This window comes from Amycolatopsis tolypomycina (genome assembly GCF_900105945.1).
GTDB classification, from domain to species: Bacteria; Actinomycetota; Actinomycetes; order Mycobacteriales; family Pseudonocardiaceae; genus Amycolatopsis; species Amycolatopsis tolypomycina.
Map to the genome: position 1 here is coordinate 6156580 of NZ_FNSO01000004.1, position 23082 is coordinate 6179661.

The 23082-nt window shown below is 71.6% G+C and carries 19 protein-coding genes; 5 read left to right on the top strand and 14 right to left on the bottom strand.

Annotated elements, in window-relative coordinates; all coding sequences use genetic code 11:
• Window positions 1-2 precede the first annotated feature (2 nt).
• From BLW76_RS37785 to BLW76_RS37795, 3 genes are read right to left on the bottom strand one after another with little or no spacing between them, the layout of a single operon-like run.
• Window positions 3-659 carry a histidine phosphatase family protein gene (locus BLW76_RS37785; RefSeq protein WP_091316627.1) on the bottom strand — a complete coding sequence of 219 codons (657 nt, stop codon included), beginning with the start codon at window positions 657-659 and terminating at the stop codon, window positions 3-5.
• Window positions 659-1717: a phosphotransferase family protein gene (locus tag BLW76_RS37790; RefSeq protein ID WP_091316629.1), complete on the bottom strand. Its 1059-nt coding sequence runs from the start codon at window positions 1715-1717 to the stop codon at window positions 659-661. The genes BLW76_RS37785 and BLW76_RS37790 overlap by 1 nt, the downstream gene beginning before the upstream one ends.
• Window positions 1714-2466, bottom strand: a complete 753-nt coding sequence (locus BLW76_RS37795) for an SDR family oxidoreductase (protein ID WP_091316631.1) — start codon at window positions 2464-2466, stop codon at window positions 1714-1716. The genes BLW76_RS37790 and BLW76_RS37795 overlap by 4 nt, the downstream gene beginning before the upstream one ends.
• A 394-nt stretch (window positions 2467-2860) precedes the next feature.
• Between BLW76_RS37795 and BLW76_RS37800 the strand changes: the two genes are divergently transcribed.
• Window positions 2861-3775, top strand: coding sequence for a hypothetical protein (locus BLW76_RS37800; RefSeq protein ID WP_091316632.1), 915 nt, complete (start codon window positions 2861-2863; stop codon window positions 3773-3775).
• A 15-nt stretch (window positions 3776-3790) separates the two neighbouring features.
• On the opposite strand, the gene BLW76_RS37805 is transcribed toward BLW76_RS37800, so the two are convergent.
• Window positions 3791-5425: an acyl-CoA synthetase gene (locus BLW76_RS37805; RefSeq protein WP_091316634.1), complete on the bottom strand. Its 1635-nt coding sequence runs from the start codon at window positions 5423-5425 to the stop codon at window positions 3791-3793.
• A 205-nt stretch (window positions 5426-5630) separates the two neighbouring features.
• Between BLW76_RS37805 and BLW76_RS37810 the strand changes: the two genes are divergently transcribed.
• A complete protein-coding gene (locus tag BLW76_RS37810; RefSeq protein WP_091316635.1) occupies window positions 5631-7319 on the top strand; it encodes a bifunctional 3'-5' exonuclease/DNA polymerase in 1689 nt (562 codons plus the stop codon).
• A 44-nt stretch (window positions 7320-7363) separates the two neighbouring features.
• On the opposite strand, the gene BLW76_RS37815 is transcribed toward BLW76_RS37810, so the two are convergent.
• From BLW76_RS37815 to BLW76_RS37830, 4 genes are all read right to left on the bottom strand, one after another.
• A complete protein-coding gene (locus BLW76_RS37815) occupies window positions 7364-9067 on the bottom strand; it encodes a sialidase family protein (RefSeq protein ID WP_091316636.1) in 1704 nt (567 codons plus the stop codon).
• A 97-nt stretch (window positions 9068-9164) separates the two neighbouring features.
• Complete coding sequence (gene hrpA / locus BLW76_RS37820; RefSeq protein WP_091316638.1) at window positions 9165-13049, bottom strand: ATP-dependent RNA helicase HrpA; 3885 nt, start codon at window positions 13047-13049, stop codon at window positions 9165-9167.
• Window positions 13050-13287: 238 nt separating this feature from the next.
• Window positions 13288-13428 carry a hypothetical protein gene (locus BLW76_RS49000; protein ID WP_167384870.1) on the bottom strand — a complete coding sequence of 47 codons (141 nt, stop codon included), beginning with the start codon at window positions 13426-13428 and terminating at the stop codon, window positions 13288-13290.
• A 112-nt stretch (window positions 13429-13540) separates the two neighbouring features.
• The gene (locus BLW76_RS37830; protein WP_091316640.1) at window positions 13541-14704 is read right to left on the bottom strand and encodes a lactate 2-monooxygenase; all 1164 of its coding nucleotides are present in this window, start codon (window positions 14702-14704) and stop codon (window positions 13541-13543) included.
• A gap of 111 nt (window positions 14705-14815) precedes the next feature.
• Between BLW76_RS37830 and BLW76_RS37835 the strand changes: the two genes are divergently transcribed.
• Entirely contained in the window at window positions 14816-15994 is a 1179-nt protein-coding gene (locus BLW76_RS37835) for a saccharopine dehydrogenase family protein (protein ID WP_091316642.1), read from the top strand.
• 15 nt (window positions 15995-16009) lie between these two features.
• Here BLW76_RS37835 and BLW76_RS37840 read toward each other — a convergent pair whose 3' ends face one another.
• Both BLW76_RS37840 and BLW76_RS37845 read right to left on the bottom strand, forming a co-directional pair.
• The gene (locus BLW76_RS37840; RefSeq protein WP_091316643.1) at window positions 16010-16840 is read right to left on the bottom strand and encodes an SDR family oxidoreductase; all 831 of its coding nucleotides are present in this window, start codon (window positions 16838-16840) and stop codon (window positions 16010-16012) included.
• A complete protein-coding gene (locus BLW76_RS37845; RefSeq protein ID WP_091316645.1) occupies window positions 16821-18299 on the bottom strand; it encodes a flavin-containing monooxygenase in 1479 nt (492 codons plus the stop codon). The genes BLW76_RS37840 and BLW76_RS37845 overlap by 20 nt, the downstream gene beginning before the upstream one ends.
• 67 nt (window positions 18300-18366) lie before the next feature.
• Between BLW76_RS37845 and BLW76_RS37850 the strand changes: the two genes are divergently transcribed.
• Window positions 18367-18957 (top strand): TetR/AcrR family transcriptional regulator, encoded by a 591-nt coding sequence (locus tag BLW76_RS37850; protein WP_091316647.1) that lies wholly within the window; start codon window positions 18367-18369, stop codon window positions 18955-18957.
• Window positions 18958-19110: 153 nt separating this feature from the next.
• Window positions 19111-19950 carry a chitosanase gene (locus BLW76_RS37855; RefSeq protein WP_091316648.1) on the top strand — a complete coding sequence of 280 codons (840 nt, stop codon included), beginning with the start codon at window positions 19111-19113 and terminating at the stop codon, window positions 19948-19950.
• 40 nt (window positions 19951-19990) lie between these two features.
• Here the strand turns inward: BLW76_RS37855 and BLW76_RS37860 are convergent, their stop codons facing one another.
• The 4 genes from BLW76_RS37860 to BLW76_RS37875 are packed head-to-tail and all read right to left on the bottom strand — an operon-like array spanning window position 19991 to window position 23037.
• On the bottom strand, window positions 19991-20872 hold the full coding sequence (locus tag BLW76_RS37860) for a hypothetical protein (protein WP_143060759.1): 882 nt from the start codon (window positions 20870-20872) through the stop codon (window positions 19991-19993).
• Between the two features lie 15 nt (window positions 20873-20887).
• Window positions 20888-21874, bottom strand: a complete 987-nt coding sequence (locus tag BLW76_RS37865) for a PHP domain-containing protein (protein ID WP_091316653.1) — start codon at window positions 21872-21874, stop codon at window positions 20888-20890.
• Between the two features lie 9 nt (window positions 21875-21883).
• Entirely contained in the window at window positions 21884-22387 is a 504-nt protein-coding gene (locus tag BLW76_RS37870) for a metallophosphoesterase family protein (RefSeq protein WP_091316655.1), read from the bottom strand.
• The gene (locus BLW76_RS37875; protein WP_091316656.1) at window positions 22384-23037 is read right to left on the bottom strand and encodes a GntR family transcriptional regulator; all 654 of its coding nucleotides are present in this window, start codon (window positions 23035-23037) and stop codon (window positions 22384-22386) included. The genes BLW76_RS37870 and BLW76_RS37875 overlap by 4 nt, the downstream gene beginning before the upstream one ends.
• Window positions 23038-23082 lie beyond the last annotated feature (45 nt).

A 23082-nucleotide genomic window follows, 5' to 3' on the forward strand; every position in this document is an offset into this window, starting at 1 on the left:
TCCTATCGGTAGGTGAGCAGCGACGCCGCGTCCGCCTCGAAGTGCGGGTGCTCGTTGAACGACAGCAGCGTGACGCCGCCGCGGCCGGACACCAGCTTGGTGATCCCGCCGTTGACCGTTACGCGGTTGAGCTTGAGCAGCCCGGCCTCGGGCGTCCCCATGAGCAGGCCGCAGATTGTCGCGATCACGCCGCCCGAGGTGAACACCACCGCGTGCTCGCCCTTGCCCAGGGACGCGACCAAGTCCGAAAGAGCGTCGCGGCACCGCGCGAGGAACGCGGGCCACGTCTCGGCGCACGGCCCACCGGCACCGGCCGACGTCCACGCCGTCAGGGCCGCGTCCAGGACGCCCTGGTAGGCCCGCGAATCCTCCTGCGGCGCGCCGCCGGCGTGGTGGAGCGCGATGTCGACGTGGTCGTACTCGTTCCAGCGCGGGTCTTCGACCACCGGGACGTCGCTGCCGAGCACCTTCAGCGCCGTGGCCGCGGTGTCGCGCTGCCGGGCCAGCGAACCCGACCGGACCTGGCTGAACACCACCCCGCGCCGCAGCAGTTCCGCACCGACCACAGTGGACTGTTCGAAGCCGCGCGGGGACAGCGCGTCGTAGTCGGCCGCGCCGAACGACGCCTGGCCGTGCCGGACGAGGTAGATCGCGCCCACTACACACACCCCTTCGCGATGATCTCCCGGCAGCGCCAGTCGAGGTAGCCGACGAACTGCCAGAAGTCCTTGAACGCCGGGTTGCGGGTGCCGCCGTCGCGGTAGCGCCGGTACAGCTGCTGCAGCACCGCCGCCAGCCGGAACAGGCCGTAGACCTCGTAGAACCGCCAGTCGCCGACCGCGAGCCCGGTCCGCTCGGCGTACCGCGCGACGAACTCCTCGCGGGTGAACATGCCGGGCAGGTGGGTCGGCTGGCGGCGGCTGGTGTGCATGACGTCGTCGTCGCCGGCCTGGACCCAGTAGGCGAGCATGCTGCCCAGCTCCATCAGCGGGTCGCCGAGCGTGGCCATCTCCCAGTCGAGGACGCCGGTGATGTTCAGCGTCGACGGGCCGTCCAGCACCAGGTTGTCGAGCCGGTAGTCGTTGTGGATCAGGCAGATCCCGACCTCGGCCGGCTGGTTCGCGGCCAGCCACGCGCGCACCTCGGCGAAGTCGCCGACGTTGTCCGTCCGCGCCGCGACGTACCGCTCCGACCAGCCGCGGATCTGCCGCTCGACGTAGCCCGCGCCCTTGCCGAGGTCGGCGAGCCCGGCCTTTTCGACGTCGACGGCGTGCAGGTCGACCAGCCGGTCGACGACCTTGCCGGACAGCTCGCGCGCCTGGTCCGGGCTCAGCGTCATGCCCGGCGGGAGGTCGCCGCGCAGGATCAGGCCGTCGAGCTTCTCCATGACGTAGAAGTCGCCGCCGAGCACGGCCGGGTCGTCGCCGAAGGCCACCATCCGCGGCACGTACGGGAACACCGGCTTCAGCGCGTGCTGCACGCGGTACTCGCGCCGCATGTCGTGCGCCGACGCCGCCTTGTGCCCGGCGGGCGGGCGGCGCAGGATCAGCTCGCGGTCCGGGTAGGTCAGCAGGTACGTCAGGTTGGACGCGCCGCCGGGGAACTGCCGGACGTGCGGCGGTGCGGCCCCGAGGCCCTCGACCTTCGCGCTCAGCCAGGCGTGCACCGCGCCCGCGTCGAAGGCGTCCTCCGCGCGGACCTCGACCGGGGCGTTCACGCGAACTTACCCAGCAGCCCGGCCGGCACCACGCGCATGACGACGCTCAGCGGCACCCACGGCCACGCCGGGACGTAGGCACGGGCGCGCTCGGCCTCGATCGCCTTGGCCAGCGCGCGGGCGCCGGTTTCGGCCTTGGCCAGGAACGGGTTCCGGCCGATCCGGTCGTTCATCTCCGACTCGATGTAGCCGGGCAGGACGTCGGTGACGGCGATGCCCTGGCGCTTGAGCTCGATCCGGGTGCCCTCGACGAACGCCGAGATCCCGGCCTTCGAAGCGGCGTACGCGGTGAGCTTGCCCGGAAACGGGCGCAGCGCGCTGAACGAGGAGATGACGGCGAGGTGGCCGGCGCCCTGCTCGCGGAAGATCCCGGCGGCGGCCTCGATCTGCGCCGCGGCCGCGACGAAGTTGACCTCGAGGGTCTGCCGGTTGGCGTCGAACCGGCCGGTGCCGACCCGCTGCCCCTTCCCGAGCCCGGCGTTCACGATCACCCGGTCGAGGGACCCGAGCTCGGCGCGGAACTCCTCGAAGACGGTGAAGACGCGGTCGTGGTCGGTGACGTCGAGGGTGCGCGTGACGACCGTGATCCCCGGATGCGCCGCGGTCAGCTCGGCGGCCAGTTTCTCGAGCCGTTCGGTGCGCCGCGCGCACAGTGCGAGGTTGCGCCCCTTCGCCGCGAACTGGCGGGCCATGCCCTCGCCCAACCCGCTGCTGGCGCCGGTGATCAGGATGTTCTTGCGGACGGCCATGGGTGGAGCTTACTCGCTGGTAACAAGACCGGTGGCCCGGCGCTGGGGGCGTCGCCGGGCCACCGGTCATCGCGCGGCCACACCGGCCGGTCGCACAACTCGGCCGGGTGAACCGGAGCCGGAACCGCTCGCGCGGCCGGTCGCACCTGCGCCCGGGTGGGCCGTGAGGGGGAGGCGGTGCCACCGGCGCAGGCAAGTCATACAAGCGCGTCGGCCCAGGCCGGGGCAATGGTTCACAGTTGCCAGTACTAGCCCGTTCGCCCGAGCGGCCGTCCCGGCGGCACGGCCGAAGAGGGGCGCGGGAAGCGCCGGGAAAACTGCTACGGTGCTCCGTGTCGGGGATCGTCGGGGGACGGCATGGGGCGGGTCGGGGTTTCAGCGATGGCGAGCAGCGGTGGGTGACGACCAGGAGAGCGGGCGCACCGAATTCGCGATCCAGTTGCGCGCGGCGATCGCCACGAGCGGGCTGTCGCTCGACCGGATCCAGGCGCGGCTGCGGGCCCGCGGCGTCGTCGTCAGCGTGACCGCGCTCAGCTATTGGCAGTCGGGCAAGCGGCAACCGGAGCGGCAGAGCTCGCTTTCGGCCGTCCGCACGCTCGAAGAGATCCTCGACGTCCCCGCCGGCGCCCTGCTCGGGTTGCTGCCGCCGCCGCGGCCCCGCGGCGGTGCCGGGAGGCGCCAAGCCGGCGGCGAGCCGATGTCGTTCCCGCGCGAGGTGCTGCAGCCGCTGCTGGAGAAGGTCGGGGCACCGCACGCGCTCGACCGCAGGCAGCCGCTCAAGATGGTCGGGCTGCACGACCTGTGCGAGATCGCCGCGGACGGCGGCCAGCGGGCCGTGACGGCGCGGGCGGTGTTCCAGGCCGCGGCGGACGGCCAGGACCGCTGGCTGCTGGTGTACACCCAGGACGACCCGGCGGCGGGCGTGCCGGAGCTGCACACGGTGCGCAACTGCCGGGTGGGCCGCGCCGAGATCGACGAGTCGCACGGCCTGCTCGTCGCCGAACTGCTCTTCGACCAGCCGATCAACCGCGGCGAGACGCACCTGATCGAGTACACGCTGACCAACAGCGGGCCACCGTTCCCGGAGTGCCGCAACACCCACTACCGCGAGTTCCGCCGGCCGGTGCGCGAGTACCTGCTGGAGGTCAGGTTCGCCAGGGGCACGGCCCCGGAGCACTGCTGGCAGTACTCGCGCAACGGGGCGACCGGCACGCTGGCCCGCCGTCCCCTCAAGCTCGACGGCGAGGACGGCGTCCACGCGGTGACGTTCGACTTCGGGCCGGGCGTGTTCGGCATCGACTGGGACTGACCCGGGCAGCCCGGGTCACGACAGCCTGGTGCGCAGCACCTTCCCGGTCGCGTTGCGCGGCAGCTCGGCCAGGAACTCGACGTCCCGCGGCACCTTGTAGCGCGCCAGGTTCGCCTTGACGTACTCGCGGAGCTCGTCGGCGTCGAGGTCGGCCCCGTCGGCTTTCACCACGAACGCCTTGAGCCGCTGCCCGAACTCCGGGTCCTCGACGCCGATCACCGCCGCCTCGATCACGTCCTCGCGCTCGACGAGGAGGTTCTCCACCTCGATCGGGAACACGTTCTCGCCGCCGGAAACGATCATCTCGTCGTCGCGGCCGTCGATGAACAGCAGGCCGTCCTCGTCGAAGTGGCCGACGTCACCGCTGGAGAGCAGGCCGTCGATGATCTCCTTGTGGCGGCCGTCGGTGTAGCCACCGAAGCTGAGGCCGCTGCCGACGAACACCCGGCCGGTGACGTGCGGCTCGGTGATCTGGCGGCCCTTTTCGTCGTAGAGGGCCACCTTGCAGCCGACCGGCGCGCGGCCGACCGTGCCCGGCGCCTTCGCCCAGTCCTCCGGCGTCGCGACCGTGGCCACCGCGACCTCGGTCGAGCCGTAGAGGTTGTGCACGACCGGGCCGAACGCCTCGTTGGCCCGGTTGCCCAGGTCCGGCGAGAGCGCCGAGCCGGCGACGAAGATGATCCGCAACGCGGAGGTGTCGTACTTGTCCCGGACGTCCTTGGGCAGGTCGACGATGCGCTGCAGCATGGTCGGCACCAGCACGAGCGCGGTGCACTTGTGCTCGGCGACGCCGCGCAGCGCCTCTTCGGGGTTGAACTTGCGCCGCATCACGACCTTCGAGCCGAGCGCGAAGGACAGGATGAACTGCGAGAGGCCGGTGCCGTGGAACAGCGGCGCGCCCATGTAGGTGGCCTCGCCCGACCGCAGCGGGATCCGGTCGAGGAACTGCGCCGAGGCCAGCGCGGAGGTGTGCGGCCGCGGCGCGCCCTTCGGCGTGCCGGTGGTGCCGCTGGTCAGCAGCACGAACCCGCCCGGCTTGGCCGGCGCGGGCCACGGCCGGTCGTCGGTGCTGGCGATGATCTCGGCGAGCACCGGGACGGTCCGGTCGGTCAGGTCCGCGCCCGGGTCGACCCAGGCGAGGTAGCGGTCGACGCCCGCGGGGATCGCGTCGAGCAGGCCGGTGAACTCCTGGTCGTAGACGATCGCCGTGACGCCTTCGCGCTCGGCGACGTCGGTCAGCTGCGGCTTGGCGAACCCGGTGTTCATCAGCAGCAACCGGACGCCGAGCTTGCCCGACGCGGCCATCGTGATGACCAGGCCGCGGTGGTCGCGGCAGAGCGCGGCGACGACCTGGCCGGGTTTGATGCCGCGCTCGGACCAGGCCCTGGCCAGCGCGTTCGACTGGTCGTCGAGCTGCTTGTAGGTGAGCGGGCCGAGCTCGTCGACGATGCCGACGGCGGCCGGGTCGCGGCGGGCGGAGATGTGGTTGGCGCCGGCGAACGGGCCGAACTTCCGCAACGCGACCAGCGAGCGCACGCCTTCGTCGACCCTGGGGAAGGGGACGAGGCCCGCCCGCCGCATCACGTCGACGCTGCGCACCGTCTCGGTCACCTTGTCCGCCATCGTCGTGGCGAGCGCGACCAGGCTCATCCGGGCACCTCCGTTGCTGCGGGAAGAGAGCTGACGCCGTACCGGCGGTATGAGAGCTACCGGAGAGTAAACCAAGGGTAGGCCGAACGCACCAGCCCGCGAGCGGTCAGAAACTGGCAATCACATCCGGGGCTTCGCCCCAGGGCGGGGGCTCCGCCACCCGCGGCCCCCGAAAAATGTCGGTGGTGGTCGGCATGATGTCCGAGTGCAGGTGATCGCGGGACGAGAGGAGGACGGCAGCTTCACCGTGCACACGCCTTCGGACACGGTGTCCGGCCTGGACGAGGCGGCTTTCGCGAGGCTGGCGCGGGAGCTGGAGTCGTCGCTGGCACCGCGGTGGGTGTTCCCGTCGGCGGAGCGGACGTACCCGGTGCTGATGGCGGCTGGGCTGCGGGTGCGCCGGTGCTACGACCTCGAGCTGGCCGAGGGGCTGCTGCTGGCGTACGAGGGCGTGGCAGAGCAGTCGCGGAGCCTGCGCGCGGCCTGGGCCAGGGCGAACGGCGAGGAGCCGCCGCCCGAGCAGTCCGCCGTCGAGCTGGCGCAGCCGACGCTGTTCGAGACGCGGGTGCCGACGCTGCCCGAGGGCGTGACGGTCGTCACGGCGGTGCGGCGCGTCCTCGCGGAGCAGGAGCGGCGGGTGGCGGCCACCGGGCACCCGGACCGGATGCGGCTGCTGCTGGCCGCGGAGTCGGCGAGCGCGCTGGCCGCGGCGGAGATGTCGGCCGACGGCCTGCCGTGGCGTGCCGACGTGCACGAGGCGCTGCTGGCCGCGCGGCTGGGGCCGCGGGTGCCGGCCGGGCAACGGCCGAAGGCCCTGGTCGAGCTGGGCGCGAAGATCAGCGAGGCGTTCGGCGGGCGGCCGGTCAACCCGGACTCGCCGCCGAGCGTGGTCCGGGCGCTGGCCCGCGAGGGGATCGAGGTGCCGGCGGCGCGGAAGTACCTGCTGCGCGGGATCGACCACCCGGCGGTCGGGCCGTTGCTGGAGTACAAGGAGCTGTCCCGGCTGTTCGCGGCGAACGGCTGGGCGTGGCTCGAAGAGTGGGTGCACGACGGGCGCTTCCGGCCGCACTACGTCGTCGGCGGCGTGGTGACCGGGCGGTGGGCGAGCCGCGGCGGCGGGGCGTTGCAGATCCCGAAGGTGCTGCGGACGTGCGTCCGGGCGGACCCGGGCTGGAAGCTCGTGGTGGCGGACGCGGCGCAGCTGGAGCCCCGGGTGCTCGCGGCCCTGTCGGGCGACCGGCGGCTGGCCGATGTCGCGGCGGCGACGGACCTGTACGCCCGGCTGGCCGAGGCCCTGTTTTCGGGCGCCCGCTGGGTGCCGGCGGCGGACGACGACCGCGACGACCGGGCGCGCGCGAAGATCGCGATGCTGTCGGCGATGTACGGCGGCACGTCCGGCGAGGCGGGACCGCTGCTGGCGTTGCTGCGCCAGCGGTTCCCGGACGCGGTGTCCTATGTGGAGCGGGCAGCACAGGCGGGCGAGCGCGGCGAGCGGGTCCGGTCCCGGCTGGGCCGCACCTCACCGGCGCCGTCGGCGGCGTGGCGTGCGCTGACGGGCGGGCTGGCGTCGGACGAAGCCGGAGAGCTGAAGGCCCGGCGGGCCTCCCGCGGCTGGGGCCGGTTCACGCGCAACTTCGTCGTCCAGGCAAGCGCGGCCGACATGACGGCGGTGATGCTGGCGACCCTCCGCACCCGCTTGCCGTCACCCGCCCATCTGGTCTTCTTCCAGCACGACGAGGTCATCGTCCACACCCCGGCCGAGCTGGCCGGCGAGGTCGCGACCGCGATCACGGACTCGGTCACGGAGGCGGCGCGAATGCTGTTCGGCCCGGCCTGCCCGGTCCGCTTCCCGATGCACACGGCCGCGGTCGACACCTACGCCGACGCCAAGTAACCGGTTCCGGCCGCCCCCGGGCTTGGGAGCGGCCGGTCCAGCCACTACGGGAACATCGGCAGAGTCTGCGTCCCGACGTCCTGGTTCGGCAATGTCTTCCGCGGGTTGCCGCGGAAGTCCGTCCACACCGGGTGCAGCCGGAAGTCCGCGCCGACCGCCGCGGCCGTGTAGTCGCCGATGAACACGCCCTGGAGCTCCTTGCCCGTCTCCGCTCCCGTCGACACGAACTGGACCTGCGGGTTCGCCGTCTGCGTCGTGATCCTCCGCAGTGGCGACAACCCGTCGCCCCAGCCCATCGCGTACGCGTAGTCCAGGCCGATGCCGCTCGGGTCGTACGCGCGCGTGTACGTCGTCACCGCCACCCGGCCGGCGATCGCCGCCACCGCCGGGAACACCTCGTCGGCCGCCGTTCCCACCTGCACCGGCTTCGACCAGCCGTGGCGGCCGTCCGAGCCGCTCAGGAAGGCGTCTCCGTTCGTCTTCACCGACTCGCCGTCGCGGTAGACGCCGTTGCGGTCGTCGGCCCAGGTCACCCACAAGTGGTCCGTCACGCGGTCGTACGTCAACTGCGGGAAGCTGTTGACGCGGAAGTTCTCGCCGGTCAGGGCATTGTTGGCGACGTCCTCGTCGACCGGGAAGTCGAAGTCGAGCCCCACTTCGGTGTGCCGGAACGTCCGGCCGCCGTCGCGGGACGTCGCCACCGCCACCGCGTCGTGGTCGGCCGGCTGGTCGCACGCCGCCGTTGCGCACACCGACGTCTCGTACGCCACCTGGAGCGTTCCGTCGCGGGTCACCACCGGGTTCGAGCCGCTGCCGAACGGCGTGATCCCGCCCGGAAACCCGTTCAGCGACGGCGAAATCCGGCGCATCGGCGACCACGTCCGGCCGAAGTCGCGAGACTTCGACAGCACGATCGGCGATTCGACGAACGCGCCGGACGCGTCGTAGGTGAACTGCGTCCACGTCACGTAAACGTCGCCGGACACCGGGTCGGCGGCGATCCACTCCTTGTCGTTGAAGATCCTCGCCGGCGTCGGCGTGCCCGCCGGGGTGACGCCGTCGAGGTGCAGGACCGCCGGGTCGCCGAAACTGCGGCCGCCGTCGTGGGACACCGACACCGCGATGCCGCTGGCCGACTGCTGGTCGTCCGGCACCGCCGCGCGGCTGAACACGAGCGTCGCGTAGTACACCGTGTTGTGCGGCCCGAACGCGATCGCCGGGTCACCGGCCGCATCCATGGAGGACAGTGGCGCGGCCGCTCCGGTCGGGTAGTCCAGGTGCGGCAACTGGACGTTCGCCCAGGTCCGGCCGCCGTCGAACGACGTGTAGGCGAAGCCGCCGGAGTCGTTGCGGGCCTCGCGCGTGTTGTACAGCCGGTAGTCGTTCGCCCCGGCGACGATGTTGCGCGGGTTCTCCGGGTTGACCGCGACGGTGGTCTCGTTCTGGGCCGTGCTGCAGCCGGTCTGGCTGCCCGTCGGCACGATGGTGTCGCCGTCGATGACGTCGGTGTTCGGCGCGAGCGGCCGGTAGGGGTTCGGCTTGCCGAGGTAGGTCTGGCAGAGCGCGGACAGCGCTGGATCGTCGCTGTCCTCGTCCTCCCCCTCGGCGAACTGCTCCTTGAGCAGCGGGTTCGGGACGTTGTGCCGCGCCTCGGCCGCGTGCGCGGCGGGCGCGAAGAGGAACGGCAACAGCAGCGCGGTGCAGACGGCGAAGATTCTTCGCCTGGCGGACGAAACACCCAAGGACATCGGAAAGTCCTTTCCCAGGAAGGTCTCCAGCCGCCCCAGGCTTGACCCGCGCGCGGACGCGGTCAACCGACGGAAGTTCGAAGCCGGACATTCCCCCTCAGGCCAGAGCGTCGTCCAGTGCCTTCGTGATCCGCTTCAGCGACACCGGGTGCGCCGTCCCCAGCGTCTGGGCGAAGAACGACACCCGCAGTTCCTCGATCATCCACCGCACCTCGCGCAGCGCCGGGGACGACGTTCCCGGCGGCAGCGATGCCAGCGCGTCGGCGTACTCGCGGGTTATCCACGCGATGTCCGCCGTCCGCTGGAGGTCGCGGGTCGGCTCCACGGGCAGCTTCTCCAAGCGCCGGGAAATCCCCTGCAGGTACCGGACCACGTGCCGCAGCCGGGCCGCCCCCGTCTCCGTCACGAAACCCGGGTAGACGAGTGAAGACAGCTGAGTGCGGATGTCTGCCAGGGAGTCCGCCGGGCCGCGGGCCGAGGACAGCTGCACCTCGACGTCGTTCGCCGCGCGGAGGATCTTCTCCACGTCCGTCAGCACCGCCAGCACTTCCGGGTGCAGGCCCGCCCGGACCTTCTCCAGCAGCACCTTGAAGCCGGTCTCGTCGAACACCGGGCCGCCGCCGGCGGTCATCAGGGCGTCCACCGCGCAGTCGACGCAGTCCTCGAGCAGGGCCGCGACGCTGCCGTGCGGGTTGCGGTTGAGCACCAGCTTCGACGAGTTGGACAGCGACCGCGTGATGAACTTCATCGGCGAGTTCAGGTTCAGCCGCAGCATCCGCCGCGTGCCCGCCCACATCGCGTGGTGCTGCTGCTCCGGCGTGTCCAGCAGCCGCACGGCCACCGACTCGCCTTCGTCCACCAGTGCCGGGTACGCCTTGACGTCGTGACCGCGCTGCGTCGACTCGAACACCTTCGGCAGCGAACCGAACGCCGGTTTCGTCAGGCCGGCTTTCTCGAGGGTGTTGGCCGCCTTGGAGATCGTCGCGCGGACCTTCGGGGCCAGCCGCCGCTGCAGCTCGGCGACGTCCTTGCCTTCGGCGACGCGCTTGCCGCGCTCGTCGACCACCCGGAACGTCATTTTGAGGTGCTCCGGCACCGAAGCCAGGTCCCAGTCGGCGTACGGCACCGTGATCCCGCGCAGCGCCCGCAGCTCGCGGCCGAGCACCTCCAGCAGCGGACCGTCCGAAGGGGACACTCGCGAAAGGACTTCCCGCGCGGTGTCCGGGGCCGGGACGAAGTTGCGCCGCAGGGCCTTCGGCAGCGACTTGATCAGCTGCGTCACCAGCTCCGCCCGCAGGCCCGGCACCTGCCAGTCGAACCCGTCCGGCGTCACCTGGTTGAGCACCGGCAGCGGGACGTGCACGGTGACACCGTCGGCGTCCGCGCCCGGCTCGAACTGGTAGGTGAGCTTGAAGACCTGCGTGCCCTGCGTCCACGAGTCGGGGTAGTCACCCTCGCGGACGCCGCCCGCGGTCTCGTTGATGAGCATGGACTTCTCGAACGACAGCAGGTCCGGCTGCTCGTGACGCGCCTTCTTCCACCAGCTGTCGAAGTGGCGCACCGAGACGACGTCGGCCGGGACGCGGGCGTCGTAGAACTCGTAGAGCGTCTGGTCGTCGACCAGGATGTCGCGCCGCCGCGCGCGGTTTTCGAGGTCCTCGACCTCCTCCAGCAGCGCGCGGTTCTCGGCGAAGAAGTGGTGGCGCGTCTGCCAGTCACCCTCGACCAGCGCGTGCCGGATGAACAGTGCCCGCGACATCTCCGGGTCGATCCGGCCGTAGTTGACGCGGCGGTCGGCGATCAGCGGGACGCCGTACAGCGTCACCTTCTCGGTCGCGATCACCGCGCCCTGCTTGCGTTCCCAGTGCGGCTCGGAATACGACCGCTTCACGACGTGCTGGGCCAGCGGCTCGACCCATTCGGGTTCGATGCGGGCGTTGACCCGCGCCCACAGCCGCGACGTCTCGACCAGCTCGGCCGACATCACCCAGCGCGGCTGCTTCTTGAACAGCGCCGAACCCGGGAACACGCCGAAGCGGGCGCCGCGCGCGCCCAGGTAATCGCCCTTGGCCGGATCCTTGAGGCCGATGTGCGAGAGCAGGCCGGCGATCAGCGACGTGTGCACGCGCTGCGGGTCGGCCGGGGACGCGTTCGTGTTGAGGTGGATGCCGAGCGGCTTGGCCAGCTGGCGCAGCTGGCTGAAGATGTCCTGCCACTCGCGCAGCCGCAGGTAGTTGAGGTACTCGGTGCGGCACATGCGCCGGAACTGGTTGCCGGACAACGCCTTCTGCTGCTCGGCGACGTACTCCCAGAGGTTCAGGTAGGCCAGGAAGTCCGACGTCGGGTCGGCGAACCGCGCGTGCTGGGCGTCGGCCGCCTGCTGCTTCTCCGCCGGCCGCTCGCGCGGGTCCTGAATGGACAGTGCGGCGGCGATGATCATGACCTCGCGGACGCACCCGTTCTTCGCCGCTTCCAGGACCATCCGGCCCATCCGCGGGTCGACCGGCAGCTGCGCGAGCTTGCGGCCGACGTCGGTGAGGTCGCGGTCGGACCCGGTCGACGAGAACGCGCCGAGTTCCTGCAGCAGGCCGATGCCGTCGCTGACCTGGCGGCGGTCCGGCGGCTCGACGAACGGGAACGCGGCGATGTCGCCGAGGCCCAGCGACGTCATCTGCAGGATGACCGAGGCCAGGTTGGTCCGCAGGATTTCGGGATCGGTGAACTCGGGCCGGCTTTCGAAGTCCTCTTCGGAATAGAGCCGGATGCAGATGCCGTCCGACGTGCGACCGCAGCGGCCCTTGCGCTGGTTCGCCGACGCCTGCGACACCGGTTCGATCGGCAGCCGCTGCACCTTGGTCCGGTGGCTGTAGCGGGAGATCCGCGCGGTGCCGGGGTCGACGACGTACTTGATGCCCGGCACGGTCAGCGACGTCTCGGCGACGTTCGTCGCGAGCACGACCCGGCGTCCGGTGTGGGACTGGAAGATGCGCTGCTGCTCGGCCGACGACAGCCGCGCGTACAGCGGCAGCACCTCGGTGTTGCGGAGGTTCGCGCGGTCGAGGACGTCCGCGGTGTCGCGGATCTCGCGCTCGCCGGACAGGAACACCAGGATGTCGCCGGGTCCTTCGGCGCACAGCTCCTCGACGGCGTCGAGGATGCCCTGGGTCTGGTCGCGTTCCTCGGCGTCCTCGGGGGCGTCGGGGTCGACCAGCGGCCGGTAGCGCACCTCGACCGGGTACGTCCGCCCCGAAACCTCGACGATCGGCGCGTCGTCGAAGTGCTTCGAGAAGCGCTCCGGGTCGATGGTGGCCGAGGTGATGATGACCTTGAGGTCGGGGCGGCGCGGCAGCAGCTGCTTGAGGTAGCCGAGGATGAAGTCGATGTTGAGGCTGCGCTCGTGGGCCTCGTCGATGATCAGCGTGTCGTACTGGCGCAGCGAGCGGTCGGTCTGGATCTCGGCCAGCAGGATGCCGTCGGTCATCAGCTTGACCAGGGTGTCCTGGCCGGACTGGTCGGTGAACCGGACCTTGTAGCCAACGGCGTCGCCGAGCTCGGTCTTCAGTTCGCTCGCGATCCGGTCGGCGACCGTGCGCGCGGCCAGCCGGCGGGGCTGGGTGTGCCCGATCTGGCCGCGGATGCCGCGGCCGAGTTCCAGGCAGATCTTGGGCAGCTGAGTGGTCTTGCCGGAGCCGGTCTCCCCCGCGACGATGACGACCTGGTGCTTGCCGATGGCGGCGGCGATCTCGTCCTTGAGCTTGCTGACCGGCAGCTCTTCGGGATACTCGATCTTGGGCACGCTCCGGCGCCGCGACTCGACGCGCAGCTCCGCCTTGTCGATGTCGGCGGCGATCTGCGCGAGCACGGAGTCGCGGTTGCGGGCCTTGCGGGCGCCTTCGAGCCGGCGGCGCAGCCGCTGCTCGTCGCGCGGCATCAGCTCGGGCAGGCGCGCTCGCAGCGCGGTGAAGGGGGATGGCTCGGACATTCTTGGGCCAAGGATAGCCGTGGGTGACGAACCGGGCCTCCGAATATCCCGGCTACGTGACCGGCCACACCTCCGGCCCGGCCCCGAGCGCCCCAATGTGGCGTTCGGTGCGTCCAGCGCACCCAATGTGGCGTTCGGTGCATCCAGCGCACCCAATGTGGCGTTCGGTGCATCCAGCGCACCCAATGTGGCGTTCGGTGCGTTGGACGCAACCAACGCCACATTGGGGCGCTTGGGCTCAGCCGGGCTGGCCGGGCTGCTGCGGCTGCTGCGCCGGCGCCTGCTGCTGCGGCGCGTTCTTGGCCTTGTTCAGCGCCACCGAGCCACCGATCAGCGCGAGACCGACCAGGCCGAGGCCGATGTCGAAGAACGGCTGCATGTCGCTGGCCCAGGACTGATGGAAACCACCGGTCCGTCCCCGAGCGGCCGTGGCGAAGCAGAACCGTAGCGGCCGCGGCCCAGGCTGTCTCCGGAATTCCCGATTCGTTACCTCATGTCCGCTGCAGCGAGTCCGGGCCCAGGTCGGCGAGCGTCCGATGACCGGACAACCCCATGGTCAGGTCGAAGTCCGCCAGCAGGCTGCGCAGGACGTGCCGGACGCCGTCCTCCCCCGCGTGGGCGAGGCCGTACACCCACGGGCGGCCCACCAGGACCGCCCGCGCGCCCAGTGCCAGGGCTTTGAGCACGTCGGCGCCGGTGCGGATGCCCGAGTCGAACAGCACCTCCATGCGGTCGCCGACCGCCGCGACGATGGCCGGGAGGGCCTCCAGGGCGCCGATCGCGCCGTCGACCTGGCGGCCGCCGTGGTTCGACACGACGATGCCGTCCATGCCCGCCTCGGCCGCGCGGCGGGCGTCGCCGACGTGCTGGATGCCCTTGAGGACGATCGGGCCGTCCCAGTGCTCGCGCAGGAACGGCAGCTGGTCCCACGTCTTGTCGGTGCCGGTGAGCATGCCGATCCAGCGCAGGATCGCCATGTTCGGCTCCTCCTCCGGCGTCTTCTCCAGCAGGCCGCGGAACACCGGGTCGGTGAACGGGACGGCGCAGCCCTCGCCCTTGAGGAACGGCAGGTACGCCTGGTCCAGATCGGACGGTCGCCAGGCCAGCGTCCACGTGTCGAGCGTGACGACCAGTGCCGTGTAGCCCGCGTTCTTCGCCCGGTTCAGCAGGCTCGCGCAGACCTCGGCGTCGCCGGGCCAGTACAGCTGGAACCAGCGCGGACCGTCGCCGCCTGCCGCGGCGGCGTCCTCGATGCCGGTCGACGACGCCGTGGAGAGGATGAACGGCAGGCCGACCGAGGCGGCGGCGCGGGCCGTCGCGGACTCGGCGTCCGGGTGGACGATCGACTGGACGCCGACCGGCGCGACGGCCACCGGGGCCGGCAGCCGGGTGCCGAGCACGGTCGTGGCCAGGTCGCGTTCGGTGGCGCCGGTCAGCATGCGCGGCACGATGCGCCAGCGGTCGAACGCCTCGCGGTTGGCGCGGGCGGTCGCGCCGGAGCCGGCCGCGCCCGCGACGTAGGAGAACGGCCCGGGCGCCATGACCTCGCGGGCCGACGCTTCGAGCCGGGTCGCGTCGGTCGAGCACGGCGGCAGCTGACCTCCGAGCCCCTGCAGGTAGATCTCGTTCTGGTAGCTGCCGAAGCGTTCGGTCACGGTTGCCTCCTCGCGTTCGAGGGGGCACTGTACCCGCCGGTAGTTCACCCGGCGCCGGGATGTGACCGGCGGGTAACCTGAGCGCGCCGACGTCCCTTCGAAGGAGCAGACATGCGCGCGTACGACGTGGTCCTGTTCGGCGCCACCGGGTTCACCGGCGGCCTGACCGCCGAATACCTGGCCCGTCACGCGCCGGCGGACCTGCGCTGGGCCCTGGCCGGGCGCAGCCGCGGCAAGCTCGAGGCCGTCCGGGCGCTGCTCACCGAGATCGACGACCGGTTCGGCTCGCTCGACCTGCTCGTCGCCGACTCCGGCGACCGGGACTCGCTGCGAGCCGTCGCCGAAGCCACCAAGGTGGTGATCACGACCGTCGGGCCGTACCTGACGCACGGCGAGCCGCTGGTGGCGGCGTGCGCCGAGGCGGGCACCGACTACGTCGACCTGACCGGCGAACCCGAGTTCGTCGACCGGATGTACCTCGCGCACGACCGGCGGGCCCGCGAGACGGGCGCGCGGCTGGTGCACGCGTGCGGGTTCGACTCGATCCCGCACGACCTCGGTGCCTGGTTCACCGTGCAGCAGCTGCCCGAGGGCGTGCCGCTGCGGGTCGACGGCTACGTCCGGGCCGGCGGGATGCCCTCGGGCGGCACGTTCCTCAGCGCCCTGACCATCATGTCCCGGCTGCCGGCCGGCGCCCGCGTGGCTCGCGAGCGGGCCGCCGCCGAGCCGCGCCCGGCCGGCCGGTTCGCGCGCGCCCCGCTCGGGCGCCCGCACCGCGTCGCCGACCCGGGCTGGTGGGCGGTGCCGCTGCCGACGATCGACGCCGAGGTGGTCCGGCGCTCGGCGGCGGCGTCCGAGCGGTACGGGCCGGACTTCACCTACCGGCACTTCGCCGCGGTGAAGCACCTGCCGATCCTGGCCGGCGGGGTGGCGGGCGCGGGCGCCCTGTTCGCCGCGGCCCAGATCCCGCCGGCCCGCCGGGCCCTGTCCCGGCGGCTGGCCCCGGGCACCGGCCCGAGCGCCGAGCGGCGGGCACGGTCGTGGTTCTCGGTGCGGTTCGTCGGCGAGGGCGGCGGCTCGCGGGTGGTGACGGAGGTGTCCGGCGGCGACCCGGGCTACGACGAGACGGCGAAGATGCTCGCGGAGTCCGCGCTCTGCCTGGCGACCGACGACCTCCCGGAGACAGCGGGCCAGGTGACGACGGCGACCGCGATGGGCGGCGCGCTGGTCGATCGGCTCACCAAGGCAGGGATCCGCTTCACCACCGTCGTGAGTGGTAAGGCGCGTTAGAACGCGCCTTACCACTCACGAGCCCCCGCGCGCGGCCGGTGCCGGTAACTGCGTCGCCACGCGGTTGACGTAGGCCGCGCGGGCCTCGGGGTCCAGTTCCGTCAGGGCCCGGTCGTCGCCGATCAGGCCGCGTGCCCAGGCCATCAGCGGCTCCGGGGTCACCGCGGCCAGCAGGTCCCAGCCGGCGAGCCAGCGCGGGACCGCCGTCTCCGCGCGGCGGGTCCGCAGGGTGCCCGCGATCGCACGGGCGACGTCTTCGGGGTCCACAGTGGGCAGTGCCCCGCCCAGCCGGACCCCGGACGCCAGCTCCGTGCGGACCGCGCTCGGCAGCACCGCGCTGACGCTGACCCCGGTCGCCGCGTACTCGCGGCGGACCGCCGCCGTCAGCCCGACCGCGGCGAACTTGCTCGCGTTGTACACCGCCATGCCCGGCAGCGGGATCTTCCCAGCCATCGAGGCGACGTTGACGACGTGCCCGCGGCCGCGCGCGATCATCCCCGGCAGGACCGACCGCAGCCCGTGGACCAGCCCCTGCACGTTGACGTTCAGGGTCGTGCGGCCGACGTCGTCCGGCTCCTCGAGGAAGTCGCCGAGCGGCATCACGCCCGCGTTGTTGACCAGGACGTCGATCCGCCCGAACCGCTCGGTCACCGCGGCCGTGAACGCGTCGAAGGACTCGCGGTTCGTGACGTCCAGCGGGAGCACCCCCGGGGCCGTGTCGAGGTCGCCGACGCACACCGTGGCGCCCCGCGCCGTGAACTCGGCGGCCGTCGCGCGGCCGATTCCCCGGGCGCCGCCGGTGATCGCGACCACCGCGTCCCGCACCTCAATCGCCGGATACCGCATGGACCCTCCCGATCTCGTAGTCCGTCTCGGCGAACGTCCCCACCTGCGACCGCAGGCGCCCGGTGGAGAAGGGCCAGCTGAAGCTGTTGCGCCCGTTGACATCCGTGTAGTAGCTCGAACAGCCGCCCGCCTGGTACACCGTGCCCGGCAGCGCCGCCTGGACCTCGGCGTTGAACTTCGCCTGCACCTCCGGGCGCACTGACAGCGACGGCCACCCCGCGCCCAGCGTGCGCGTCACCGCCGCCACCGTGTGGCGCAGCTGGGCCTCCAGGATCATGAACGCCGACGAGTGCCCGGTGCCCAGGCTCGGGCCCAGCAGCAGGTACAGGTTCGGGAACCCGGCCACCGTCGTCCCCGCGTACGCCTGCGGGCTGCCCTGCCAGTGGTCGTCCAGGCTGCGGCCGTCACCGTCGAAGACGCGGGACGACACCGGCATGTCGAGGATGTGGAAGCCGGTGCCGAAGATGATCGCGTCGACCTCCGCCGACGAGCCGTCCGCGCCGATCACCCGGGGACCGTCCACCGCACGCACCGCGGTCGGGTGGACGTCCACATGGGACTGCGTCAGCGCGCGGTAGTACGTGTTGGACATCAGCAACCGCTTGCAGCCCAGCGTGTAGTCCGGCGTCAGCGCCCGGCGCAGTGCCGGATCCCGGACCGTGAGCCGCAGGTGCGCGAGCCCGATCCGCTGCACCTGCCGCAGCAGCCACGGGTGCCGGAAGCCGAAGCCGAGCGTCTCCATCGCGCCGTACTCCGCGCTGCGCAACGCCCGCTGCAGGGCCGGGAACCGCCGCAGCAGGAACCGCTCGACGCCGGGGACGGGGTGGTCCGGCTTCGGCAGCACCCACTGCGCGGTGCGCTGGAACAGGTGCAGCCGCCCGACCTCGGGCACGATCTCCGGGACGAACTGGACCGCCGACGCGCCGGTGCCGATCACCGCGACGCGCTTGCCCGCCAGGTCGTAGCCGTGGTTCCAGCGCGCGGAGTGGAAGACCTCGCCCGGGAAGCCGTCGAGCCCCGGCAGGTCCGGGACCAGCGGCTCGTGCCAGGGGCCGGTGCCGGCGACCAGGATCCGCGCGCTGTGGGGCCCCTGGGACGTCTCCAGTTCCCAGATCGACTCGCGGGCGTTCCACTGCGCGCGCGTCACCTCGACGCCGTAGCGGATCTTGCCGGTGACGCCGAAGCGCTCGGCCGTGTCCTGCAGGTAGGCGCGGATCTCGGCCTGGCCGGCGAACGCGCGCGTCCACTCCGGATTGGGCGCGAACGAGTAGGAGTACAGCGCGGACGGGACGTCGCAGGCGCAGCCGGGATAGGTGTTGTCGCGCCAGGTCCCGCCGAGCGAGCCGGCCTTCTCCAGCACGGCGAGGTCGCCGACGCCGGCCTGGGCGAGCCGGATGGCGGCCCCCAGCCCCGACGCCCCGGCACCGATGACGAGGACCGCGAAGTGGCGTTGTTCCATTTTCGGAGACTAACAGTATTCGGAAACCATCGGTACCCCAATTCCGAGGTTCGCTAGAGTTGGGCGCATGGCCCGACTCACCCGCGCGGAAAGCCAGGCGCGCACCCGCGAGCAGCTGATCGAGACCGCCAAGCAGCTCTTCCTGCGCGACGGCTACTCGGTGACGTCGCTGGAGAAGGTCGCCGACGAGGCCGGGTACTCGAAGGGCGCGGTGTACTCGAACTTCCGCAGCAAGGACGAGCTGTGCCTCACCGTGCTCGACCGGATCCACGACGAGCAGGTCGCCCTGATCGCCGAAGCACTGGTCGGCGCGGACGGGGTGGAAGGGCTGCTGGCGGCGTTCCAGACGTGGGCCGAGCGCAGCATCGGCGACGAGGCCTGGACCTCCCTGGAGGTCGAGTTCGCGACGAACGCGCGCCGCGACCCGCACGTGCGCGCCGAGCTGGCGGCGCGGGACAAGGCCATCCGCGACACCATCGCCGGCCTGCTCACCGGGTACGCCGAGCGGTTCGGGATCACGCTCCCGATGTCGGCCGACGACGCCGCGACGGCGCTGCTCAGCCTCGGCATCGGGCTCGGCGTCCAGCGCGCGATCGACCCGACGATCCCGGTGAACGTGCTGCCGGACGTCATCCGCATCTTCGCCGGGGTGCACTGACCGTCCTTTATGGACCCTTGGGAAGTGGTCTGGACCGTTCACGAACATGAACGGATTCCGCCTCTTGTGGAGCTCGCTGACTCTTCGCTACCGTGTCGCTACGCCGCAGCTCCACCCCCAATACCCGTAGCCCGCGGAAAGGGTCCCCTCCCCATGAGCAAGAAGTTGCGGCCGGTCCTCATCGGCACGCTCGGCGCCGCCTCCGTCGCGGCCCTCGTGATCACCACGCCCGCGTTCTCCTCGGCCGCCCCGGCGCCGGTCGCCGGTGCTTCGGTGCTCGCCGTCGGCGACCTGGCTGCGCCGGCGAAGAAGGAAATCGCGATGAAGCTGGTCTCCAGCGCGGAAAACTCGTCGCTGGACTGGAAGGCGCAGTACAAGTACATCGAGGACATCGGCGACGGCCGTGGCTACACCGCGGGCATCATCGGGTTCTGTTCGGGCACCGGCGACATGCTGGAACTCGTCGAGGCGTACACGAACTCGGTGCCGAACAACCCGCTCGCCAAGTACCTCCCGGCGCTGCGCAAGGTGAACGGCACGGACTCCCACGCGGGCCTGGGCTCGGCGTTCGAGAGCGCGTGGAAGCAGGCCGCGGCGACCACGGCGTTCCAGACCGCGCAGAACAACGAGCGCGACCGCGTGTACTTCAACCCGTCGGTGAACCAGGGCAAGTCGGACGGCTTGAGCACACTGGGCCAGTTCATCTACTACGACGCGATCGTGATGCACGGCCCCGGCACCAGCTCCGACAGCTTCGGCGGCATCCGCCGGACGGCCATGCAGAAGGCGAAAACCCCGGCCCAGGGCGGCAACGAGACGACGTACCTGAAGGCGTTCCTCGACGCCCGCAAGGTGATCATGAAGCAGGAGGACGCGCACTCGGACACGTCCCGGGTGGACACCGCGCAGCTGAAGTTCCTCAACGAAGGGAACTTCGACCTGCACACGCCGCTGAAGTGGAAGGTCTACGGCGACTCGTACACGATCAACTGACGTTCCGGCACCCAGGGCGGCCTTGCGGTCGCCCTGGGGGTCAGAGCACCTTGGCGACGAAGGTGACGATCGCGGCGGCCAGGGGAAGCAGGGCCAGGAGGAACGGGCTGCCCTGCCAGCTGCGGAAGCGCACCCACGGGGTGGCGGAGAGCGGCTTGTCCGGCAGGTGACCGAAGGGCAGCCGGGGCAGGGTCGCGGGCCGCCAGAACCGGGTGCCTGCCACTTGGCAGAGGGTCGCTTCGAGGACTTGGACCGCGTGTTCCCGCCGGATCGGGTCGTCGAAGTCGACCAGCAGCCAGGCGAGCCGTCTTTCCACCGCGCTCGCTGTGGGGCGCTCGGTTTTCGGGCGGCCGCAGCGCTGCAGGTACCCGAGCTCGATCGTGATGAAGCGGGCGTGGCCGGAGATCCGGCTCCGGAACAGCTTCCGGCACCGGAGGTACTCCTTGACGTCGGCGAACGAACCGCGCCGCGCCCTGGACTCCCACCGCCGCATCCGGTCGATCTCGGACAGGCACCGGAAGAGGTGGAAGCACACCATGATCGGCGCCCAGCCGGCGACGACCCTGGCGTAAGCCACCCAGGCGACCGCGAGAAACGGTCCGATCACCGCGAAGTAGACGAGCGTGATGGACAAGAGTGTGCCCCACACCCCTTGGTCGTGTGGCATCAGCACCACAGTGGCGGCGGTGGCAACGGCCGTGACGACCAGAATCGCGATACCGGCCAGCGACGTGAGTCCGTTGCGGAGCGAACTCCGCAACACGGCTTCCCGGTACACGTTCTCCGGCAGGGACCCCCGCTGGAAGTCACCGAAGGTGTCCCGGCAGGCGTGCCGGTAGACGCCGCGGGCGAAACGTCTGCCGAACGGGAGGCGGCGAGCCGTCACGCGGAGGGCGTCGCGTGCGAGCGGAAGACAGGACATCCGCGGAAAGGTAGCTCACCGCGTCAGAAGATCGTCCGCGGTTCGCGTGTTGATGATGCGCTCCGGCCCGATCCCCGCCTCGATCGCCCGTTCGCACCCGTAGCCCAGCCAGTCCAGCTGCCCCGGTGCGTGCGCGTCGCTGTCGATCGCGAACTCGCAGCCGATCTCCGCCGCCAGGCGCAGCAACCGCATCGGCGGGTCGAGGCGCTCCGGGCGCGAGTTGATCTCCACCGCGACCCCGTTCTCGCGGCAGGCCGTGAAGACCTTCTCCGCGTCGAACTCCGACTCCGGGCGCCCCTTGCCCACCACCAGCCGGCCCGTGCAGTGGCCGAGGACCCGGACGTGCGGGTTCCGGACCGCCGCCAGCATCCGGCGTGTCATGTCCCGGGCGGGCATCCGCAGCTTCGAATGGACGCTCGCCACCACGAAGTCCAGCTCCCCCAGCAGCTCCTCTTCCTGGTCGAGGGACCCGTCGTCGAGGATGTCGACCTCGATGCCCTGCAGCAGCCGGAACGGCGCCATCAGCTCGTTGGCCTTCGCGACGATCTGCATCTGCGTCCGCAGCCGGTCCGGGGACAGCCCGTTCGCGACCGTCAGGCGCGGCGAATGGTCGGTCAGCACCATCCACTCGTGGCCGACGTCCCGGCCGGCCACCGCCATCTCGCCGATCGAGCTGCCGCCGTCCGACCAGTCGGAATGGGTGTGGCAGTCCCCGCGCAGGGCCGAGCGCAGCGGCTCGCCGTCCGGCAGCTCCTTGGCGACGATCTTGCCGCGGTACGCCGGGTCACGGCCGGCCAGCGCGTCCTCGATCACGCCCGCGGTGGCCTTGCCGATACCGGGCAGCGACGTCAGCGTGCCGTTCTCCGCCATCCGCTTCAGCTGCTCGCCGTCGGTCTTGTCGACCGTCGTCGCCGCGTTGCGGAACGCCCGGACGCGGTACGTCGGCTCGCCCGCGCGCTCGAGCTGGAACGCGATCTCCCGCAACGCCCATGCCGGATCCATGGGACCTGTCTACCCCCTCCGGGGCAGTCGGTGCAGCTCGACGTCCACCAAGGCACCCTCGCGCACGAAGGCGGTTTGGTACGTGCAGTACGGCTGACGGCGGCGGTCGGTCGGCGAACCCGGGTTGAGCAGGCGCATCCCGGACGGCGTCACCGTGTCCCACGGGATGTGGCTGTGCCCGAAGACCAGCACGTCGGTGTCCGGGAACTGCGCGTCGCACCGCTGCTCACGGCCCTGTTTCGCGCCCGTCTCGTGGATGACGGCCAGGCGCACGCCACCGAGGTCCGCCCGCGCGATCTCCGGCAGCCGGGCTCGCAGGTCCGGGCCGTCGTTGTTGCCGTACACGCCGATGAGCCGCTTGCTGCGCGCCGCCAGCTCGTCGAGCAGGGCGACGTCGACCCAGTCACCCGCGTGCACGACGACGTCCGCGGCCGCCACCTCGGCCCACACCGGCGGCGGCAGCTCGCGGGCGCGGGCCGGCAGGTGCGTGTCCGAGATGAGCAGCAGCCTCATCCGATGGCCTTCAGCACCCGTTCGAGGAAGCCGCCGATGTGGTCGCGCAGCAGCGTGGCCGCACCCTCGGCGTCCCCTTTCTTCGCCGCCGCGAGGACCGCCTTGTGCTCGGCCTGCTCCTTCTTCCAGCTGGGGTTGGCCTCCCAGCCGACGATGCTGATCAGCGCCGCGCGGTCCTTGAGGTCGTCGAGGATGCTGACCATCAGCGGGTTGCCGCAGCCACGGTAGAGCGCGCGGTGGAACCGGCGGTTCAGCAGGCTCAGCGCGGCCTGGTCCTTGTCCGCGATCGCCGTCGACGCCTCCTTCAGGGCCTCCGCCGCGTCTTCCAGCAGCTCGGGGTCGCGCCGCTCGACCGTGCGCCGGACGGCCTCGGGTTCGAGCACCATCCGCACGTCGTAGACGGACTTCGCGAGCTCGGCGTCGACCGTGATCACCGACGCGCCCTTGTACGGGCTGAACGTGACCAGGCCCGAGTTCGACAGCACCTTGAGCGCCTCGCGCACCGGCGTCTTCGACACGCCCAGCCGCGCGGCCAGCTCCGCCTCGACCAGCGGCTGGCCGGGCACCAGCTCCCGGGTCAGGATGCCGCGGCGGATCTCCTCCAGGACCACCTCGGTCCGGGAGGCTGGCAGGCTGAACGTCCCGGTCATGGTGCGCTCCCTCGATCTGTGAACCCCCAATTCAACCAGGCCCGC

Bases quoted from the DNA above. Each gene is read 5' to 3' on its own strand.
- BLW76_RS37795 (WP_091316631.1), bottom strand. From the start codon at position 2,466: ATGGCCGTCCGCAAGAACATCCTGATCACCGGCGCCAGCAGCGGGTTG.
- BLW76_RS37805 (WP_091316634.1), bottom strand. From the start codon at position 5,425: ATGAGCCTGGTCGCGCTCGCCACGACGATGGCGGACAAGGTGACCGAG.
- BLW76_RS37815 (WP_091316636.1), bottom strand. From the start codon at position 9,067: ATGTCCTTGGGTGTTTCGTCCGCCAGGCGAAGAATCTTCGCCGTCTGC.
- hrpA (WP_091316638.1), bottom strand. From the start codon at position 13,049: ATGTCCGAGCCATCCCCCTTCACCGCGCTGCGAGCGCGCCTGCCCGAG.
- BLW76_RS49000 (WP_167384870.1), bottom strand. From the start codon at position 13,428: ATGCAGCCGTTCTTCGACATCGGCCTCGGCCTGGTCGGTCTCGCGCTG.
- BLW76_RS37835 (WP_091316642.1), top strand. From the start codon at position 14,816: ATGCGCGCGTACGACGTGGTCCTGTTCGGCGCCACCGGGTTCACCGGC.
- BLW76_RS37840 (WP_091316643.1), bottom strand. From the start codon at position 16,840: ATGCGGTATCCGGCGATTGAGGTGCGGGACGCGGTGGTCGCGATCACC.
- BLW76_RS37845 (WP_091316645.1), bottom strand. From the start codon at position 18,299: ATGGAACAACGCCACTTCGCGGTCCTCGTCATCGGTGCCGGGGCGTCG.
- BLW76_RS37850 (WP_091316647.1), top strand. From the start codon at position 18,367: ATGGCCCGACTCACCCGCGCGGAAAGCCAGGCGCGCACCCGCGAGCAG.
- BLW76_RS37855 (WP_091316648.1), top strand. From the start codon at position 19,111: ATGAGCAAGAAGTTGCGGCCGGTCCTCATCGGCACGCTCGGCGCCGCC.
- BLW76_RS37860 (WP_143060759.1), bottom strand. From the start codon at position 20,872: ATGTCCTGTCTTCCGCTCGCACGCGACGCCCTCCGCGTGACGGCTCGC.
- BLW76_RS37865 (WP_091316653.1), bottom strand. From the start codon at position 21,874: ATGGATCCGGCATGGGCGTTGCGGGAGATCGCGTTCCAGCTCGAGCGC.
- BLW76_RS37870 (WP_091316655.1), bottom strand. From the start codon at position 22,387: ATGAGGCTGCTGCTCATCTCGGACACGCACCTGCCGGCCCGCGCCCGC.
- BLW76_RS37875 (WP_091316656.1), bottom strand. From the start codon at position 23,037: ATGACCGGGACGTTCAGCCTGCCAGCCTCCCGGACCGAGGTGGTCCTG.